12 protein-coding genes are annotated in these 20,218 nt (G+C 36.1%); 8 read left to right on the top strand and 4 right to left on the bottom strand.

The genetic code is table 11. From position 1 onward, the window contains the following. Positions 1-48 precede the first annotated feature (48 nt). The 3 genes from AC6CH4_RS06705 to AC6CH4_RS06695 all read right to left on the bottom strand — a co-directional run bounded on the left by AC6CH4_RS06705 (position 49) and on the right by AC6CH4_RS06695 (position 6,386). Positions 49-1,473, bottom strand: coding sequence for a SusD/RagB family nutrient-binding outer membrane lipoprotein (locus AC6CH4_RS06705; protein WP_498101360.1), 1,425 nt, complete (start codon positions 1,471-1,473; stop codon positions 49-51). Between the two features lie 12 nt (positions 1,474-1,485). Then, positions 1,486-4,665, bottom strand: coding sequence for a SusC/RagA family TonB-linked outer membrane protein (locus AC6CH4_RS06700; protein WP_498101358.1), 3,180 nt, complete (start codon positions 4,663-4,665; stop codon positions 1,486-1,488). 605 nt (positions 4,666-5,270) lie between these two features. Next, on the bottom strand, positions 5,271-6,386 hold the full coding sequence (locus AC6CH4_RS06695; protein ID WP_498101356.1) for a Fe(II)-2OG oxygenase family protein: 1,116 nt from the start codon (positions 6,384-6,386) through the stop codon (positions 5,271-5,273). Between the two features lie 270 nt (positions 6,387-6,656). On the opposite strand from AC6CH4_RS06695, the gene AC6CH4_RS06690 reads away from it, so the two are divergent. The 8 genes from AC6CH4_RS06690 (at position 6,657) to AC6CH4_RS06655 (ending at position 17,691) form a co-directional block, all read left to right on the top strand. After that, complete coding sequence (locus AC6CH4_RS06690) at positions 6,657-7,289, top strand: nitroreductase family protein (protein ID WP_498101354.1); 633 nt, start codon at positions 6,657-6,659, stop codon at positions 7,287-7,289. Positions 7,290-7,316: 27 nt separating this feature from the next. Then, on the top strand, positions 7,317-8,840 hold the full coding sequence (locus AC6CH4_RS06685) for a pyridoxal phosphate-dependent decarboxylase family protein (protein WP_498101352.1): 1,524 nt from the start codon (positions 7,317-7,319) through the stop codon (positions 8,838-8,840). Then, complete coding sequence (locus tag AC6CH4_RS06680; protein ID WP_498101350.1) at positions 8,818-11,259, top strand: GNAT family N-acetyltransferase; 2,442 nt, start codon at positions 8,818-8,820, stop codon at positions 11,257-11,259. Before AC6CH4_RS06685 ends, AC6CH4_RS06680 begins: the two co-directional genes overlap by 23 nt. Before the next feature lie 17 nt (positions 11,260-11,276). Beyond that, complete coding sequence (locus tag AC6CH4_RS06675) at positions 11,277-12,629, top strand: lysine N(6)-hydroxylase/L-ornithine N(5)-oxygenase family protein (RefSeq protein ID WP_498101348.1); 1,353 nt, start codon at positions 11,277-11,279, stop codon at positions 12,627-12,629. A gap of 3 nt (positions 12,630-12,632) precedes the next feature. Next, entirely contained in the window at positions 12,633-14,465 is a 1,833-nt protein-coding gene (locus tag AC6CH4_RS06670) for an IucA/IucC family protein (protein ID WP_498101346.1), read from the top strand. Continuing rightward, positions 14,465-15,871 (top strand): MATE family efflux transporter, encoded by a 1,407-nt coding sequence (locus AC6CH4_RS06665; RefSeq protein WP_498101344.1) that lies wholly within the window; start codon positions 14,465-14,467, stop codon positions 15,869-15,871. Before AC6CH4_RS06670 ends, AC6CH4_RS06665 begins: the two co-directional genes overlap by 1 nt. 170 nt (positions 15,872-16,041) lie before the next feature. Next, the gene (locus AC6CH4_RS06660; RefSeq protein ID WP_498101342.1) at positions 16,042-16,284 is read left to right on the top strand and encodes an acyl carrier protein; all 243 of its coding nucleotides are present in this window, start codon (positions 16,042-16,044) and stop codon (positions 16,282-16,284) included. 15 nt (positions 16,285-16,299) lie between these two features. Next, a complete protein-coding gene (locus tag AC6CH4_RS06655) occupies positions 16,300-17,691 on the top strand; it encodes an AMP-binding protein (RefSeq protein WP_498101340.1) in 1,392 nt (463 codons plus the stop codon). Positions 17,692-17,767: 76 nt separating this feature from the next. On the opposite strand, the gene AC6CH4_RS06650 is transcribed toward AC6CH4_RS06655, so the two are convergent. Further along, positions 17,768-20,107, bottom strand: a complete 2,340-nt coding sequence (locus AC6CH4_RS06650) for a TonB-dependent siderophore receptor (protein WP_498101338.1) — start codon at positions 20,105-20,107, stop codon at positions 17,768-17,770. Positions 20,108-20,218 lie beyond the last annotated feature (111 nt).

Here is a 20,218-nt window from a genome sequence, read left to right as displayed (position 1 = left end):
GCGGAGTTTTTTTATTTATAAGTGTTGAATATTTTTTGGAATTCAATCCTACTTTACATCAAACCATAATTTTGTAGTAAGCAGGTCTTTTCCCTGAACAGCTACTGCAGCCTGATAACTATTTCCGTTCAATGACTGCTCTGTGCCGGGATAGAAGAAACGCGAAGGAATCTGTCCGTCCAAAACCGTAGCCGGACCAGCTTTCAACACCGGATAATCAAGTCTTCTCCACTCCACAAAAGCATCAAGACCTTGTCCGTAGAATGCAATCCATTTTTGTGTACCTATTGATTTTGCATAATTTGCAGCATCATATTTTACAGTAGCCTGATTAAGATAATTAGAAATAGTGGCGATATCAATAATACCAAATTGGTTGAACGATGCCGTGATTGCATTTTTGTAAAGCTGTTCTGCGTCTCCGGCAATATAACCGCGGGCAACTGCTTCAGAAAGATTGAACAACGTTTCGGAATAAGAAGCAATTACAGCCGGTGATGACGAGGTCAGGAAATAAGTTCCCGGTTTTGATGTTTTGGCAAAACCCTGACTATTGGCATCACTATTTGATAATCCATTAGCACCACCAACGTATTTCCCTACGCTTGCATCTGATGGTAACTGCGCATAAACAGGTAAACGTGGATCTGATAACTCATTTAACTTATCAACCATTGTTTTCGAAATACGATAATCGTCACGGGTTTCAAACCAGGCTGAGGCCGGATTCTGCTGCGGGGAACTGATGTAGATAAACTTAAAAGTTTCGCTGTTGTTGCTTATTAATCCTGCAGCATCTGTTGTTGCCTCAATCGCAGCCTGCTTCGCTAAAGCAGGTTCTTTGTCCGAAATTCTCAATGCGATGCGCAAACGAAGCGAGTTTACCAGTTTTTTCCATTTTAAAATGTCGCCTTTATAAACCAAATCGCCGGTTACAGTACCATTCGCTGTATTTAGCAAAGATTGGGCTTGTTTCAAATCTTCAAGCAATCCTGTATATACTTCCTTTTGAGTATTATATGCCGGTGTTACTTTTAGACCTGCTTCTTTATAAGGAATACTTCCATAAGCATCTGTCAACAATAAAAATGTCCATGAACGAAGGGTCACTGCAATTCCTTTATAATTTGAATTTGCCTGTTCTTGCGGAAAATTAATAATCGTATTCAAATCCGTAATCAGGGTTGAATATCCAGTATTCCACAAAGAAGTGAAAGACGTGTTAGATACATCGTATCGGTCCGGTTCTGTATATTGGATTTTAGCCCAATGTTGTACAAACAATAAAGACGAGTCAAAGTTATTTGTTGACCCCCAATATAAATCGGCGCCTTGTTTTAATGATCCTGTTAACAGGTAAGGTGCCAATGGTGTTTCGGTTGCGTTTGGATTTTTATTAATATCATCCAAAGTATCGCTGCAAGAGGTCACTGACAATGCAAACAGCGTTATATATACTATTTTTTTTAGCATGATTCTGTGTTTTTAAAATTTAAGATTAACATTAAGGCTAAAATTTCTGGTAGTTGGCAAGGATAAACTTTCCAAACCTTGTGCATTTCCAGTATTAAAAGCGGTTTCAGGATCGATATTTGGCGCGTCTTTGTAAATAAAGAACAGGTTACGACTTGCAGCTGTAATACTTGCTCCCTGAAATCCAAGCTTCTTGGCTAATTTCTTATCCAAATTGTAAGTAAGTTTTACTTCTCTTAGTTTTACAAAAGTTGAACTGTAAATATAGGCTTCACTAATATTGTACGGCGCTTTGTAATATTCCTGTGCACTCAGAACTGAAGTGTTTGGAGTTCCATCAGCGTATACTCCGTTAAAGATCATTCCATCATCATATACTACTGCTCCACCCGGGGCAGTTGCACCAGCTGGCAACAAGGTTTTCGTAGTACCAGCCAAATAGTAATTTAATCCGCCATTAGCAGCATCACGACCAGGAAGAGTTTCAGCTAGTACACCTGTATAAATTCCTGTTCTGTTTGTTCCTGAAAAAAGCTCTCCTCCTACACTCGCATCAATAAGGAACGAAAATTCAAGATTTTTATAAGTCAATGTGTTGGTTACGCCCGCTAAATAATCCGGAGTGTAATGCCCTAATACTTTCTTTTGTGGATCGGCCTTAGGCAATCCATTCGCTCCTACCACTATATTTCCATTTGCATCACGCTCATAAGCCGTACCGTAAAGTGCACCGTAAGCTTGTCCTACAGATGCCAATACATCTACACCTCCCGAAGAACCAATGGTGTAATTTTGAATCTGTTTATCGTAATCCAAAATCTCTACTTTGCTTATATTCTTCGAATAATTTACCCCTACATTCCATTTGAAATTTTCAGTTTGAACAGGGTTTCCATCCAATTGAATTTCTATACCATGGTTGTTTATTTTACCTGCATTGATTAATTGCGAAGTATAACCACTCGAAGCAGTTGTTTTTATCTCCAGAATCTGGTCAAAACTATCTGTGTTATAATATGCAGCATCAAAATGCAGCCTGTTTTTCCAGAACGAAGCTTCTAAACCAACTTCGGTAGAACGGGTTGTTTCTGGTTTTAAGTTCTCGTTAAGTTTCTTTTGCGAAGAAGTTTGAATTGGATTTCCGTCAAATGCAGTTTGAAAATTGTAAACTGTAGACAATTGATACGGATCTGCATCATTACCTACTTCAGACCAACCACCACGTACTTTTAAGAAATCGAGCGTATTGCTTTTCAGCTTCAGGGCATCCGATAATACTAAACTACCACTAATTGATGGATAGAAATAAGAACGGTTACTGCTTGGCAATGTCGATGACCAGTCATTACGGGCAGTCACGTTTAAAAATGCATAATTTTTATAGCCCAATTGTGCTGAAGCATAGGCACTGTATACTCTTAATCTTGCTAATGAATTTGACGAAGTTAACGGATCTCGCGAATTGGTCAATGTATATAGATCAGGCACAGCCAAACGTGGTGCTTTTTGGTAATTGTTTGCATCGCTATGGTTACGCACATTGAAACCGGCAAGAGCATCCAGACTAAAATCATCATTTAGTTTTTTGGTATAAGTAAAAATACCTTCTGTGTTTTGCTCGTTTACTGTGTAAGCATCTTCAGCATAAGAACCGAAAGGAGTTCCATTTGTACCATACTTAATCTCATACTTTCTGCGATCGTTATAATAATCAACTCCCGTACGGAATCTAAAATTAAGTCCGTCGAAAATCTTTGCATCCAAATGGATATCCCCTATTAAACGATTACGTTGTTGGCTGGTAGTATTATAATAGGCATTCCAATATGGATTGCTGTAATAGCTGTTGTTCCAGTTAACATCTCTATTATTTTGAAGCTGATTGATATCTACCTGACGTCCGAACCAAAGAAACTGTAACATTACACCGGCAGCACGGTTACCTGATGGGCCACCCGGCAAGGCCGGAGCATTGGTCACAATATAGTTGGCTGTTACACCCACTTTTATATTTTCTGTTAATTGATAATTAGAATTAACCGTAAAGTTTGTTTTGTTTACTTCACTGTTAGGCACCGTTCCTAATTGTTTTTGATTATTTACTCCTAAACGAAAATCTGATTTTTCATCTGATTTGGCCACAGAAATGCTATTATCATAGGTAAGACCAGTGTTAAAGAAGTCTTTCACATTATCAGGATGGGCAACAAATGGTACAGCCTGACCATTTGAATAAAATTGAGGAATAAGTCGTCCGTCCAGTTTAGGTCCCCAGCTTTCATCAACTCCATCATTAACTCCGCCTCCTTTACCATCTACATAGCTGAACTTTCCGTTTGATCCTTGTCCAAATGAATTTTGAAAATCAGGTAAAGTGGTAACCTGAGAAACAGTTATACCCGTACTGAAGCTTATACCCAATCCTTTTTGACCTTTTCCTGATTTTGTAGTTATAAGAACAACTCCATGTGCAGCACGTGATCCGTATAGAGCAGCCGCGTTAGGCCCCTTCAGCACAGTTAATGTTTCGATATCCTGAGGATTTAAATCGGCAATCGCATTTTTGAAATCGCGGGTTGCGCCACCAAAGTTCAACTGTGAATTGTCTACCGGAATTCCATCCACCACAAATAATGGCTGGTTATTTCCGGCTATTGAGGTTTCACCACGAATAACAATACGTGAAGATCCCATATCCCCCTGTGAATTGGTGATACGTACTCCTGCTAATTTACCCGTAAGGCTATTCAAAAAATTCGTTTCTTTTGTTTCTCCCAACTCCTTACCTTTTAAGGACTGGGTAGTATATCCTAAAGATTTCTTTTCTTTTGTAATACCTAATGCGGTAACTACCACTTCTGACAACACGTTCTGTTCTTCAGAAAGAGAAATCACAACTGCATTTTTATCCACGACAACTTCCGTCTTTTTATAACCTAAATAACTAACTATTAAAGTATAAGGGAATTTTTGCCCTGTTTGGAAATAAAACTTTCCATCCAAATCTGTTACAACTCCGTGTGTAGTACCTTTAATATTTACCGAGGCACCGATAACAGGCTCCTTTGTAATAGCATCGATTACTGTTCCGTCGAGTCTGGACTGGATTAACGGTTTGGTTTGCTGAGCTTTAATTCCGATGGAAATCAACAAAAAACATAACCAGACATATCTATTTAATTTTTTTTTCATTACTTTGTTTTGGTTTAATAAATAAGGTGAGCCGAAAACGGATTTACTCCACTCTCGCTTTCCTTATAGAGATGAACAATTTCTTTAAACTTCACCATTTCTGCTGCAACAGAAATGGTTTTTTCTTATCTACACATTCGTCTTTTCATTTTTATTTTATTTTGGATTATTATTATTATTATTTGAATGATTTTATAAGAATTCTAGCCAAAATTAAAGATGAATTCTTAAACCCTACTAATTTGATAGAACAAAAGTATATTAAAAATAATAACCCCAAAAGTTTAATTGTTTTTTTTTGCAAAAAAAATGTTAACTAAAATTTTAGTGAATTTTAAATTACTACAAACAAGGCAGTTAATACTTCATGTATTTTCTACTCGATGTAAGAATTTTACCAATACGCTGAATATAAACTAGAAGAGGTAAGCCCATTATTATTAAAATTTAACCGCAAAGTGCGCAAAGTATTTTTTTTGGTGTGTTTACAGTTGGGATTTATTAAGTTCGCAAAGCTTTGCGAACTCTCTGTTTGTAAACAAAATCACAAAAAAAATACTTTGCGCACTTTGCGGTTAAAAAACTTTGCGGTTAAATCTTTATCGCTAATGCTGATTAAAAACGCTTCCTAAATGCTCTTCCATTACAAAATACGGATCATGTGTCTGCGTCACAGAACGTATATGAATTAGACTAGTCTTACTCATCATTCTAAGCATTTGTCGACGTTCGCATTTAACAATTTTGCCATTCTCTTCTCGTTGTCCGGCTACAAAAGCACTTCGTCCATGGGCACATAAATGATTATTAACAAAAATAACATCTCCGGAATTCGGAATGTATTCACTGTTGATGAGTTCCTTCGCTTCATTCCAAAATTCTGTCAGGTTATAAAGGGCTTCAGGAGTTTGTCCGGCATTTTCGTTGAATATTTGTTCGGCAGCGTCAAAACGAATAAAAGGAAGTTCTCTGTTTCCATATAAAACAGAAGCGGTTGGACCAAGAACGGTTTGGTCCTCATCATAATTAGCATCTTTAGGGCACTGATAAATAGGATCAAATAATTTTTCCATAGTTGCATTTATTGCTCCATGCGAACGAATTGAATATAAAGTTGAGGGAACTCTTTCTTCATTTCTTAAATATAGAAAACTTAAAAAATCAGCCTGATTGCTTAAAAAAGCATCTTCAGTATGTACGTATAAATCCGTTTTAGATCCAGATCCTGTTTGTGTAGCGGCCATTTTTTCGTCCGGAATTACGGCGTGCAAAAGCCCTCCGCCTTTTCTTTGTGCATAATATTGAACCGGTTTTGAAGGTACTGCGCCATGAAGGAGCGAACATATAAACCCATATTTATTCAACTTTGCGTAATCAGCGTCTTGCCAGTTTGGAGGCGTTGGTCCTAAATCTTCCTGATCAACCTCTAAAAGACCCTGAAAAACAATGGCCCCATATTGATTTGCCGAAAAATCAGTACCAAACTGACTTAAAATTCTGCTGATACGTTCCGGAAGTAATTGAAAGGCGTGAAGATGGAGTGCTGCTATATATTCGGGATTTTCATAATGGTCAAAAGCTTTTACCAAAAGATTCCCAACATTTGATAAAATATTCCTTTCCTGCGGCGTTACTTCTACAATTACTGGGTTTGTAGGAATTTTAAAATTAAAACTTGTTTTAACAGGCATTTCGTCTGCAATAATGGATTGTGATTTCATTTTTTCAATTCATTTATAGTTATTAATAGACAAGGGTTATAAATTTTACAATTAATTAATATTCAATTAAATACATAATAAAATAGATATGTATATATTTTTTATGTACGGACATTCGTATATTTTTTTTCGCATTTATTTTTTTTATTGAGATTTAGTTATACATTTGTCAAACACTATTCTTATTTATTCTAAATAATAATTACTTACAAATATATCTGTATTTACTTTAAATAAAAAAGAATTTTCTTAAAAAATTTCCAAAAAAAAATGAAAATCAAGACTAAGTCCAGTAAAATCAAGGAATCAGATTACTCTGATAAACAAAATAAAATTTCGAAGAATATTCGTAAAAGAAGAAGTATCTACGCTAATGAGTTTATCAAAAAAGAAATACCTCAAAAACTACTCGAAGAGATTCTAATTAATGCTACGTGGGCTCCAAATCATAAAATGACAGAGCCATGGAGGTTCATTGTTTTTAAAGGAAAATATCTTCAGGAATATGGCGACTATATGGGGCATTATTACAAAGATTTTTATAATGAATTGTCATATGAAGCTCAAAACGAGAAGCTCAACTACCTCAAAAATTATCCGTCAAACGCAGCCTGCTTAATTGGTGTCATCATGGTGCGAAATACCAAAATCAATTTGCCGGAATGGGAAGAAATCGCAGCAGTTTCTTCGGCTGTGCAAAATATTGCCCTTACCTGCACCGCTCATAAAATTGGCAGTTATTGGAGTACAAAACCAGTCGCCATCGATTATGTAGCGCAATTTGGCCTGGCAGAAAATGAAAAATCATTGGGGCTTCTTTATCTGGGTTATTATCCTGAAGACTTAAAATCATCCACAAAAAAGAGAACTCCCTTATCTAAAAAAGTCCTTTATCTCGAATAATAATAACTAAACCCTAAATATTTTTTTATGAATAATACCACACTAATCAAAGAAGAAGTGTTTGACAAAGCACTCTTGCAGGACCAGAATTTTTACAAAGACCTATTCCACCAAAATTCCGGCACCGAATATGCTGAGGCAGTAAAATTAGCACAGGAACGTGTCTCCAATTTCCTAAAAAACAACCGTAAACCATTTAGCGGAATCAGACCGGATGAGATGAAATCTAAAATTGAAGCAATAGATTTCGAATCACCACTACCCGACTACGAAAGTCTGCTTAACGAAGTCGATGAAATTTATGTAAAACATGCTACTGCCTATCATCTACCTGAATATATTGCCCACTTAAATTGCCCTGTTGTAATACCAGCTTTGGCAGCAGAAGTTTTGATAAGTGCCATCAATTCTTCCCAGGATACTTATGATCAAAGTGCAGGCGGAACCTTTATGGAACGCAAGCTAATCGATTGGACAAGTGAGCAAATTGGATACAAAAATGGGGACGGTATTTTTACTGCCGGCGGTTCTCAAAGTAATTTAATGGGATTGCTCCTGGCCAGAGATTACTATTCATTGGAATATCAAAAATGGAATATTAAATTGGACGGGCTTCCTCCTGATGCTTCTAAATTCAGAGTTTTTGTTTCGGATAAAGCACATTTCAGCAATCATAAAAATGCCTGGATTTTAGGTCTTGGTGAACAAGCCATTGTACATGTTGGTGTCGACCAGAGATACCGTATGGATACTGAAAAACTGGAAAAAGCAATTGCTCAGGAAATCGAGAAAGGAAATATCCCAATCGCTATTACAGCAACTGCAGGTACTACAGATTTTGGAAATGTTGATCCACTGCAAGCTATCGCTGCTATTGCCAATCGCAACAACTTATGGCTTCATGTCGATGCAGCTTACGGTTGTGGATTATTGTTGACCGAAAAACACAGACATCTTCTAAACGGAATTGAACTTGCCGATTCTGTAACTATCGACTATCACAAATCATTTTTTCAACCTATAAGCAGCAGTGCTTTTATTGTAAAAAACAAACTTCATCTGAATATTATCAAGCATCACGCTGATTATTTAAATCCGAAAGAGCAGAATTACGACGCACTTCCGGCTCAGATTAATAAATCGATTATTCAGAGTACACGTCGTTTTGACGCACTAAAACTTTGGTTTACACTTCGTTATATGGGGAAAGAAAAGCTGGGACAATTTACGGATACAATAATCGAAACTACTCAAAAAACAGCTGCTTATCTTGAAGCTGATGAAAATTTTGAGCTTCTATGCCACTCAGACATGGGCGTTCTGGTATTCCGTTATCTTGATGGTCCGATCGAATCCAACTCTTGCGAAGTCAATCAATACATCAAGGAAAAACTCTTTTTTAGTGGAGAAGTTCTTGTTGCCAGCACCAAAGTAAATGGAGAATTCTATTTGAAATTCACCATTTTCAATCCTCTTACCACTCTTAATGACATCAAAAATATTCTTAACCTCATAAAACAAAATGGAAATGAATACCACAGACTTAACTAATTTTCATCAGCTTGCAGAACAGGTGAATTTTAAATCACTGCTAAATTGTTATTGCCGTGAATTCAGCAACTGGAGCCGTTACGAAGGCATTCCGAAATACGATCAGACACTTGCTGATTTTATGCAGACTATTGATCACAGCTCTTTTCTTAGGTTTGATTTTACTACTATTGGTCAGGAAGTTTTTGCTCCGCTGACTTATTTTTCAGAAAGCGGCGTTAATTCTTTCAGTTTTCCCGTTGTGTCACGTGATATTGCAACTGATGAATTCAAAGCAATTAATCCTATGGAATTTACGGAACTTGTTGCTGTTTATTCTAAAGCAGAATATCCTGAAATCGATGCTGTTTCTACGCAAAAACGTATGGAAAACAGTATTGAGAATTTGGCCTTATACCTTGAACATTATAAAAATAGTGAGCACTCCGCCAATAATGCTGAACAAACCTTTATAGAATCTGAACAATCTTTGATTTTGGGACATAGTGTTCATCCATTGCCAAAAAGCAGAGAAGGTTTTACCAAAAAAGAATTGCTTCAATATTCGCCTGAAACTTCTGGTAAATTTCCCTTGCATTTTTTCCTTATTCATCCTGAAAATGTAATAGAAAAAAGTGCAGAAGACTATTTAATGGCAGACTATCTGAAAAAAGAAATTTTAAAATATACAGATAAAAACGCCAAAGAATTACTGGATTTTTATCCCCAATATAAAGTAGTTCCGACACATCCGTGGGAAGCCAATTATTTACTGAATTTGCCAGAAGTAAAAGAAATGCAATCGAAGCAGCTTCTTTTTAGTTTGGGACAATTTGGACCTGCGTATACAGCAACTTCATCTGTTCGTACGGTTTATAATGCTGAAAGCGAATGGATGTACAAATTCTCTTTGCACGTAAAAATCACCAACTCATTTCGTGTTAATTATTTACATGAATTGAATCGTGGCTATGATGCGGCACAACTCATGAAAACAGATTGGGGAAAAGGAATTCAGAAAGATTATCCTCAAGTTCAGCTTATAACGGACCCTGCTTTTATTGCCGTTATTTATAATGATAAAATTATTGATGGTTTTAGTACAAGTGTGCGACAAAATCCTTTTCAAGGAGCCAATGCCAGAAAAAATGTAACGATGGTGGCATCACTTTGTCAGGACGGAATTCTGGGCGAAACACCGAGAATCGTCAATCTGATCAATGAAGCAGCCAAAAGACAAGATGCTTCTGTGGCCGAAACTGCACTTTCATGGTTCAGGCAGTATTTGAATATTACCATTACTCCTTTGGTTGGCATTTTTAATAAATACGGCTTCGGATCTGAGTTTCATCAACAAAATATGCTGGTTGAATTTGACGAGAATCTTTTCCCTTCAAAACTTTATTTCAGAGACAATCAGGGGTATTTTTTCCGTCAGGGAAAAGTAGAAGAACTGGAACGTTTGATTTCTGATTTTGGAAAAGAAAGCAGATCTTTTATCGCCGAAAAGAGAATTATTGATTTCTGGGGCTATTATTTGTTGGTAAACCACTTGTTTGGAGTAGTTAATATCCTCGGAAAAAACAAATTGGCCGATGAAACCGTACTTCTTAACCTGATATACGAAGCCTTAAAAAAAGAAGAAGATTTAGATACTACAGGTTTGGTTTCACATTTTACCAACAATGTAAAATTGGTCGTAAAAGGAAATCTATTAACTAGCTTAAACAATATGGACGAAGCCAGTGCGCCGAGAACAAATCCAGCGGTTTACAAAACTTTCCCAAATCCTTTAAACAAACACTTTTTCTCTAAAAAACTGATTAATCCACAAGAAAACACTACTGTTTTCAGTCGCTTTTTTGAGAAAGAAAATGTGACGATAATATTGCGCCCGGTTGATATTGATAAAGATTTGGAGATGCTTCACGAATGGTTTCATCGTGAACATGCCTTGAAAATCTGGCAAATGAACTGGCCAATTCGTGAATTGGAAGCCTATTACAGAATGCTGAGTCCGGGAGATAATTCCCATAGTTTTATTGGTGAAGCAAATGGAGTTCCGACTTTTAATATCGAAGTTTATTGGGCAAGCCGTGATATAGTGGGAGAATATTATGAAGTTCTGCCATCTGATTATGGAACACATCAATTTATCGCTCCAATCGATCCTAAATTAAAATACGGTTCGCCGGCAACACAATCTATGATGGATTTTGTTTTGGCTGAGCCAAAGGTTGGCAAAATGGTTGGCGAAGGTTCTATAGATTCGATTGCATCCATGATGAACAAGGCTCACGTAGGTTTTAAAATCGAAAAAGTAATCGAAATGCCACACAAAAAAGCCAATCTAAACTTCTGTTACAGAGAATGGTATTGGGCAAAATTTCCTGCTGCCAAAGATTTTCAAAATAATACAGTTTCAGCACCTCAGGTTTAATCCATAAAAAAATAACAATGAGTACAGAAAAAATATATTCGATAATAGGCATCGGAATTGGTCCTTTCAATCTTGGGCTTGCAGCTCTTATCGAACCTGTTGAAGAATTATCAGCATTGTTTTTTGATCAGTCAGAAAACTTTGACTGGCATCCAGGTCTTATGCTGAATAATGCAACACTTCAGGTGCCTTTTTTAGGAGATTTGGTCACAATGGCTGATCCCACAAATAAATACAGCTTCTTAAATTACATCAAAGAAAGCGGTAGATTGTATAAATTTTACATTCGTGAAAACTTCTTTATTTACAGAAGAGAGTATAATGAATATTGCAAATGGGTCGCTGCTCAGTTGTCAAATTGCAGGTTCTCACATAAAGTTGTTTCGATCGATCATGTTGATTATGTTTATAAAATAATCGTCATGAACACTCAGACTTGTATAACAGCTACTTATTATGCTCATAAAATTGTTTTGGGTACAGGAACTTCGCCACATATTCCGGAATTTATTGACCAGGAAGTGTTACATAATGTAATTCATGCTTCGAAATATTTGTATTTCAAATCACGTATTCGCAAAAATGCATCGGTCACTATTATCGGTTCCGGACAAAGTGCAGCAGAAGTTTTTCGTGATCTTTTACCTGAAACTGAAAACGGGCTACAATTAAAATGGTTTACCCGTTCTTCTCATTTTTTTCCACTTGATAATAAATCAAAATTAACTTTGGAATTGACTTCTCCCGAATATGTAGATCATTTTCATAGTCTTTCTGCTGAAAAACGTCAGCAACTTCTGGCCAGACAACACGGACTCTATAAAGGGATCGATCAGGAATTAATTAACGAAATTTTCGATAGTTTGTACGAAATGAGCTTAGAAGACAAAGCGCTGAATGTAGAATTACGTTCAAATATGCGTCTGGTTTCTGTTAATCAGGAAGCCGACGGATCTTATAACCTAGATTTTGTACATACTGAATTGGATCAGCCTTTCGATGATCAAACCGATTATGTAATTCTGGCAACAGGCTATAAATACAAAGAACCGGCAATTCTTTCGGGAATTGAGAGCAAAATCAATCGTCTGGAAAATGGTTTGTTTAATGTAAATCGCAATTATACGATTGACAAAAATGGCACGGATATTTTTGTTCAGAATGCCGAATTACACACGCACGGACTCTCTACTCCTGACTTAGGAATGGGCGCTTACAGAAATTCATTTATTATAAATCAATTGGCAAATCGTGAAGTTTATAAGGTCGAAAAACGAATTGCTTTTCAACAATTTGGTGTGCAAAAAGCAACATCAGCATTGGTTGAAAATGATGTTCTGGAATTAATAAATGAGCAATTAAATAATTAAAAAATGACAACCTCAGAAAATATATTCAAAGACGCACAGCATCTTAATTCTCCTATTTGGGATAAAGTAAATCGAAGCTTGCTCGCCAAAAGCATCTCTGAATTGATGCGCGAAGATGTGGCAAAACCTCAAATAATTAGCCGAGAAGAAGATGGTTTGACCCATTTTATTTTAGAAACCGACAAAGAAAATATTTGTTACCATTTTTCAGCTTATCCAAGATTTCTAAACTACTGGCATATTGTCAAAGAAAGCATTTATAAAATTGAAGATGAAGTAAAATCAGATCAGGTTGATGTACCAAATTTCTTTCTGGAACTTCAGGAAACTTTCGGAATTAATTCTTTCACTCTCGCCCATTATATTGAGGAATTGCTTCACACTTTATATGCTGATGCTTTTATTCATTCAAAACGCCGCTTATCCGCAGCAAAATTGGCAAATGCTGATTTTCAAACTATAGAACACAGTCTCGACGGTCATCCGTGGGTAATTGTAAACAAGGGGCGAATTGGTTTTGACTCTGAAGATTATGAAAATTACACGCCGGAATCCGGTCAAAAAACCCGTTTGGTTTGGATTGCTGCTCATAAAAAAAGAGCCACTTTACGTCTGCAAGAAGATATGAGCGATCATACTTTCTATGAAAATGAAATTGGTGCCGAAAAAATAGCCGTTTTCAAAAACAAACTCATTCAGTCAAAGGTAAATCCCGATGATTATATTTTTATTCCCGTGCATTTATGGCAATGGCAGAATAAACTGGTTATGCAATTTGCTAATGATATTGCGTCTAAACATCTTATTCCATTGGAATTAACAGAAGATATTTACAGTCCGCAACAAAGTATCCGTACTTTTTTCAATCAGAGCAAACCTCATAAACATTACGTAAAAACGTCAATGTCTATCTTAAACACAAGCCATATCCGAGGATTGTGTCCGAGACAATTGTCAGTGGCGCCACGTCTTACGGGTTATCTTAAAGATATTCTTAAAAAAGATCTTCATTTGCAAAAAATGGGGGTAATTCTTTTAGGTGAAATGGTTTCGGTTACCTATACACATCCCAATTACAGTAAAATTGTAAATCCTCCCTATCAATACAATGAGTATTTGGGTGCAATGTGGCGCGAGAGTCCGATAAATTTTCTAAAGCACGGAGAAAATTTGATGACCATGGCAGCATTGCTTTATGTTGACGATCATGGCAAAAGTTTGGTGGAAGAACTAATCGAGAAATCCGGACTTTCGACAGAACAATGGTTAAAAGCCTATATGACAGCCTATCTTAAACCGGTACTTCAAATTTATTATCAACATTCATTATGCATCGATCCGCACGGCCAAAATGTGATTCTTATACTTAAGGATTACGTTCCAACTCGTATTGCCTTGCAGGACTTTGTGGGCGATATTTTAATTAATGAAGAAGGAAAGAAAAAGCTTCCACAGGAATTTATCGAAAACATGTTTGTAGCTTCTCCAAACCCTGAAAATGCGCCGTTAACGATACTTATTGCCGTTTTCGATGCTTTTTTCAGATACCTGAGCGATGTATTAATTACAACTGCCAACTATTCAGAAACTTCTTTTTGGAATTGTGTTCATGATATTATTTTAGAATATCAACAAGAACATCCGGAACTTCAGGATATGTTTGATAAATACAATTTATTTATTCCTGAATTTAAACGTCTTATTTTCAATAGTCGCCGTTTATATAATGGTTACGAAGAAACGGCTGGTTTTCCGCACATGAAAAAAAGTGGTTTTATTCCGAATCCGTTACATCAATTGATTCATGAAGAAGTACTAACCGAAAAAGAAAACTAATGAAAGAAGCTATTTTAAAAACCCGCTCCTTCTTTGGTCTTCTAAGGCGTTCACTTGCAGGAACTGAAAGCAATTTTACTTCTGGAAGCATAAATAAAACAATCATTTTGCTGTCAGTGCCAATGGTTGCTGAACTTTTGATGGAATCATTATTTGTATGTTCCAATCTTTTCTTTGTGAGCACATTGGGGACAAACGCAATCTCTATTGCCGGAGCTACAACTACTTTTATTACGTTTTGTTATTCCGTTTCAATAGGTCTTGGAATTGCGGCATCGGCAATGATTTCGAGAAGAATTGGAGAGAAAAAATTCAAAGCAGCAGGCCAGACTACAATGCAGGTAATTTACATAACAGTACCAATTGCAGCACTTATAAGTATCGTTTGTTCTATTTGGGCCACCGATATTATGAGTGCCATGGGACTTTCTGATGCAATGGTTCAGGAAGGAACCTCTTACGGAATTGTCATGTTTGCGTCAAGCGGATTTTTAATTCTCCGCATCGTAATCAACGGAATCTTTCGTGGCGCGGGCGACGCTTCTACAGCTATGAGAATACTCTGGCTTTCGAATGCCATAAACATTGCATTATGTCCGGTCTTCATTTTTGGTTTCGGGCCCATTCCGGCTTACGGTTTACTGGGAGTTGGATTAGCGACATTAATTGCCAGGGTGATCGGTGTGCTTTATCAGGCGTGGTATCTGGTAAGAGGAAAAACGGTGTTAAAAATAGGATTAGCACAGTTAGCATTCAATCTGGCAATTTTCAAAAGAGTGGTAAAACTCGCTTTTGGCGGAACGGTTCAGTTTATCATTCCTGCTTCAAGTTGGGTTTTTATGATCAAAATTATGTCTCATTTTGGCGAAAGTGCTCTCGCAGGATATATTCTGGCGCAACGCGTAACGTCTATCGCCACAATGCCTGCCTGGGGTCTTGGGAATGCAGCAGGAATTTTAACCGGACAAAATCTTGGAGCAAAACAACCCGAAAGAGCCGAAAAATCGGTTTGGAGAGCAGGAATGCTAAATATGGGGTTTCTTGTTTTAATTGGCGTCTGCTGGATTTTCCTTGCAGTTCCTGTTGTCAAAATCTTTACCGATATCCCTGAAGTTATCTCTTTTAGTACGATGTATATCCATCTCATTTCTATAGCCTATATCCTTCTTGGTTATACAATGGTTATTTCAAGAGCGCTCAATGCAGCAGGTGAAGTAAAAGTCGTTACCTGGCTGTATATCCTAATGTTTTACATTGTTCAGATTCCGCTGGCTTATACCTTAGGAATCTCTTTTGAACTGGGATCAAATGGTGTTTTTACAGCCATCCTTGTTTCGGAAATTGTACTGGCAGTGGCCTGTATTATTGTCTTCCGAAAAGGAAAATGGAAGCATACCAGGGTTTAATAAAAAAAACAATTATTCAGGCAATTTTGTTTCACGCAGATTTAAAAAAAGATTTAAGCATATTTATTTTGATATAATCATCTGCGTACATCTGCCTAAATCTTTTGAAATCTGCGTGAAAAAATTAACAGACAGAAAAATAAATTAATTTAAATAATAATAATAATAAGATGAATACAATAGAACAATTACACGGCGTATTTTCAAGAGCTTTTGAAATTCCTGTTGAAGCAGTAAACGACCAATTAGAATATCAGGCTATTGCCGAATGGGATTCTATGAGCCATTTGGTACTGATAGAAGAACTGGAAAGCACTTATAAAATTTCTATAGAAATGGAAGATATCCTGGAAATGGGAAGCGTAACAAAAATCAAAGATATTCTTAAAAAATACGGATTTGAAATTAATTAGAATAGACCTAAACCTATGGAACTATACAATTTAATCAGGAAAAACGAAAAACTGACCTTTACAGATTCCAGTACAGGACTTTCAAAATCTATTGCAGAAATGCATCAGTCTTTGGAAATTGAAAACCTGCGTTCTGTGGTTTTTATTTACAATGATAATCAGTTACCGGCAATCGAAACGCTATTGAACTTTTATCAAAGCAGGTACACAATTGCGCTGTTGGGAATGGGTCTACTGGAAGATTTTAAGGAGAATTTAGAGCAAAAATATACTCCTTATTACATCTACGATCCGACTCGTATTGAAATAGAGGGTTATACAGCTGTGAATGTTTCAGACACGATTGTATTGTTTAAGCGAAATGTAAATTTAGTTTATCCGATACATCCAAAAACCAAACTTATGCTGAGTACTTCGGGAACAACGGGGTCACCAAAATTTGTCAGGCTTTCTGATGAAAATCTGGTACAAAATGCGAAGTCTATTATGGAATATATGCCGATTCGAGCAGATGATGTTGTGCCTTTAAATGTGCCGATTAATTTTGTGTACGGCTTATCTATTTTTACGACAAATTGCATCAAAGCCAATCAGATTGTTTGTACAGATAAAGACGCTTTTCAGAAAGAATTCTGGGCCGATTTTAAGAAATATGGATACTCTACCTTAGGTGGAGTTCCTTATTTTTATGAGATGTTGTACAGTATTGGTTTTTTCAAAAAAGATCATCCTTCACTTCGATATCTTACGCATACAGGCGGAATGCTGAATCATAAATTAATTGAAGCTATTTCGGATTTCAGTGAAAAATTCGGAAAACAATTCTTTGCTCAATATGGTCAAACAGAAGCTTGTGGCCGAATGGCATATTTACCTCCAAAAGATTTACTTAGAAAAGGAACTTCAATTGGTTTACCGGTAAAAAACGGAAGCTTCGAAATCGACAATGAAACAGATGAACTAATTTATACTGGTCCAAATGTATTTGGAGGCTATGCCAATATTAGAGGTGATCTTCAGTTTTTTGAACAGGAGGAAAAACTCCATACAGGAGACAAAGCCAGGAAAGATGATGAAGGTTACTACTATATTGTAGGCAGAATAAAACGAATTGTAAAATTATTTGGTGTACGACTCAATCTCGATGAAACAGAGCTGCTTCTGAAAGATGCTTTGGGTGGACAAACCTTTATATGTTTAGGAATAAACGATAAACATTTAGCCGTTATGTACACGGATAAAAACTTAAACAAAGAGTTAATTCTGAAAGTTTTAAAAGCAAAACTGAATCTTCATGCCAATTCGTTAAAAGTGATGTTTATAGAAGATGTGCCGCTTACGCCAAACGGAAAAGTAAATTATCCGTTGCTTAAAGAAGCTTTAGAAATAGAGATTTTAGTGAAATAAACTTTATTCTACCAAATAAAAAAATCACCTCTATTTAAATATAGAGGTGATTTTTACTTTTAATTTGAAGCGAATTTTAGAATTTGAAAGTCAAATTTACTAAGAAATTTGCTGGTGGTTGAGGCGCACCCCAGGAACTCCAGTATTTTTCATTGGTAAGGTTATTCAACTTAACTCCCACTCTCCAGTTTGATTGCTCATAAAATACAGTTTGATTAAAAATCGTGTAGGATGGAATATAAAAAGTATTCGCAGTCGACATATAACTTTTATCTACATAATTAGCTCCAACTCCAATACCGAATCCTTTTAAAACATTTTGAAATTTATAAGAAGCCCAAAAGTTGACTACATCTTCTGGTGCATCTTGCGCTTTATTACCTTCAATCGCTTTGTTGGCCTCACTTGTTTTTACGATACGATTATCATTATAAGCATATCCGGCCGTAATATCTAAACCAGGAAGCGGGTGAGCTAAAAATTCAAACTCAACACCTTTACTTACCTGTTTTCCATCTTGTTGGTAAACTAAATCAGCTTGTCTTATTACAGCGTTATCATTCGTAATTTTATAATAACTAACTGTTGCACTTATTTTTTTATTAAACAATTCCGTTTTTACACCTGCCTCATATTGATTTGCGTAAAGCGGATCTAATATTAACTGCTCGCCACTTGGTTGCTGAACCGGTGCTAAATTCTGAAATCCGTTCATATAATTTCCGAATATGGAAACCTGATCTTTAACAACCTGATATACCACTCCCAGTTTTGGTGACAAGGAGTTTTGGCTATAGCCCGGTACTGTTCCGCTTTCTTTTCTGTCAAAATTATCTAAACGTAAACTTGCCATTGCGAACAGTCTGTCTGCAACGCCTAATACATAAGAGGCATAACCGCTAAAAGTATATTCATCTCTTCCTGCTCTAATAACTGGTGCCAACAATACTTTATCTATTTCGTTTCTTCTCACCGGAGCAAAATTGGTTGTAACATCAATTGTTCTGAATGGTGCCGTAGGTGTTGGTGTTGACGAAAATGTATCCGTATAATATCTGTAATTAGCACCCACTACTATCTTATGTTTTAAAATTCCTGTCGAAAATTCCCCATTAATATTCTCCTGAACATTAGTATAATTACTTGAAATAGGCCCAAAAACCGTTGCACGTATAGTAGCCGTAGTAGGCGAAGTCCAGGTTGGTAAAACCTGATAACTGTAATCCAGATCTTCATTTACATAAGAGAATAAAGTAGTTGATTTCCAATGATCTGATATTTCATACTCTGCCTGAACGAATGCTTTTGATGAAGAAGATTTTGCATCAGCATCATCATGTACCAATGATTTTTTATAATCTAATTTTATATCTCCCGGATTAGTAATTCCAGACGCGGTAGTAACAGTTGGGAATAAGGGTTTGGTATTATTCACCTTAAATAATTCGGCATCTATATTGAAAGTCAATTTTTCACTTGCTTTAAAAGTAATACTTGGAGTAAAAGATACTGTTTTATTAAAACCGTAATCTAAAAAGCTTTTTTCATTATTAACTGCCGCATTAAGTCTAAAAAGAACTTTTTTATCTTTAGTCAAGGGTGTATTGATATCAACTGTAAGTCGGTTTAGTCCAAAACTTCCACCTGTATACGAAATTTCTGTAGCTGATGTTTCAAAAGGTTTTTTAGTAACCAGATTGACAACTCCTCCAAAAGAAGAAGCAGACGATCCAAACAAAGTTCCTGAAGGTCCTTTTAGCACTTCAATTCGCTCTACGTTTGCAATACCAACAGTTGATCTTCCTGATAATGTTTCCATTCCGTTTCGGGAATTTATTCCCACAGTGAAACCTCTAAAAATAACTGCAAATCCGCCTGAAGGATAATTAAGTGGTACAACTCCCGGTGCGTTTCTTATAGCGCCCGCTGCATCAATTACAATTTGTTCCTGAATTAGTTCTTTGTGTATAACATTATAAACCTGTGGATTTTCTATGTTTTTAAGCGGCATTCTGGCAACATATTGTGTTTTTTTGGAAAGAAGGCTCTTTCTGTTACTAATAACAACTTCCTGCAGCTCTTTATTAGAAACGCTCAATTGTTCATTAACTACAGTCGTTTTATTAATTTCAATCATAACCTGCTTTTCCAAAGTTTCATAACCAGCCAGAGCGATTTGTAAGGTGTAGTTGTTTTCCCTTACTCTGCTGATTTCAAAATTTCCATCTTCATCTGTAGTAGTTCCATATTTTGAATTTTTAAGTATAATATTTACATCTGATGCAGGTTTCCCATCAGAAGTGTTGATATGACCTTTTATTTTTCCATGATTTTGTTGTGCAAAAGAAGAAAGGGCTGAAAATAAAAGCCCCATCATAAATAAAAACTTTGATGTTCTTAAACTAAGATATTTCATTGATTTTAATTTTTGGTTAGTGATTTATTCTTATTTAGAATTAATAAAAACAGTGCAAAAATATAAATTAATAATTGTTTAACAAGTAAATTTCAATTTATTCTGAAAAAA

The organism is Flavobacterium sp. GQ95 (assembly GCF_059758655.1).
The sequence above is the reverse complement of the archived record's forward strand: the minus strand, read 5'-3'. Positions and strand labels throughout refer to the sequence as shown.

What these genes read in the sequence shown, in the direction of transcription:
- AC6CH4_RS06670 (WP_498101346.1), top strand. Translation starts at nt 12,633, where the DNA reads ATGACAACCTCAGAAAATATATTCAAAGACGCACAGCATCTTAATTCT.
- AC6CH4_RS06675 (WP_498101348.1), top strand. Translation starts at nt 11,277, where the DNA reads ATGAGTACAGAAAAAATATATTCGATAATAGGCATCGGAATTGGTCCT.
- AC6CH4_RS06690 (WP_498101354.1), top strand. Translation starts at nt 6,657, where the DNA reads ATGAAAATCAAGACTAAGTCCAGTAAAATCAAGGAATCAGATTACTCT.
- AC6CH4_RS06660 (WP_498101342.1), top strand. Translation starts at nt 16,042, where the DNA reads ATGAATACAATAGAACAATTACACGGCGTATTTTCAAGAGCTTTTGAA.
- AC6CH4_RS06655 (WP_498101340.1), top strand. Translation starts at nt 16,300, where the DNA reads ATGGAACTATACAATTTAATCAGGAAAAACGAAAAACTGACCTTTACA.
- AC6CH4_RS06695 (WP_498101356.1), bottom strand. Translation starts at nt 6,386, where the DNA reads ATGAAATCACAATCCATTATTGCAGACGAAATGCCTGTTAAAACAAGT.
- AC6CH4_RS06700 (WP_498101358.1), bottom strand. Translation starts at nt 4,665, where the DNA reads ATGAAAAAAAAATTAAATAGATATGTCTGGTTATGTTTTTTGTTGATT.
- AC6CH4_RS06650 (WP_498101338.1), bottom strand. Translation starts at nt 20,107, where the DNA reads ATGAAATATCTTAGTTTAAGAACATCAAAGTTTTTATTTATGATGGGG.
- AC6CH4_RS06665 (WP_498101344.1), top strand. Translation starts at nt 14,465, where the DNA reads ATGAAAGAAGCTATTTTAAAAACCCGCTCCTTCTTTGGTCTTCTAAGG.
- AC6CH4_RS06685 (WP_498101352.1), top strand. Translation starts at nt 7,317, where the DNA reads ATGAATAATACCACACTAATCAAAGAAGAAGTGTTTGACAAAGCACTC.
- AC6CH4_RS06705 (WP_498101360.1), bottom strand. Translation starts at nt 1,473, where the DNA reads ATGCTAAAAAAAATAGTATATATAACGCTGTTTGCATTGTCAGTGACC.
- AC6CH4_RS06680 (WP_498101350.1), top strand. Translation starts at nt 8,818, where the DNA reads ATGAATACCACAGACTTAACTAATTTTCATCAGCTTGCAGAACAGGTG.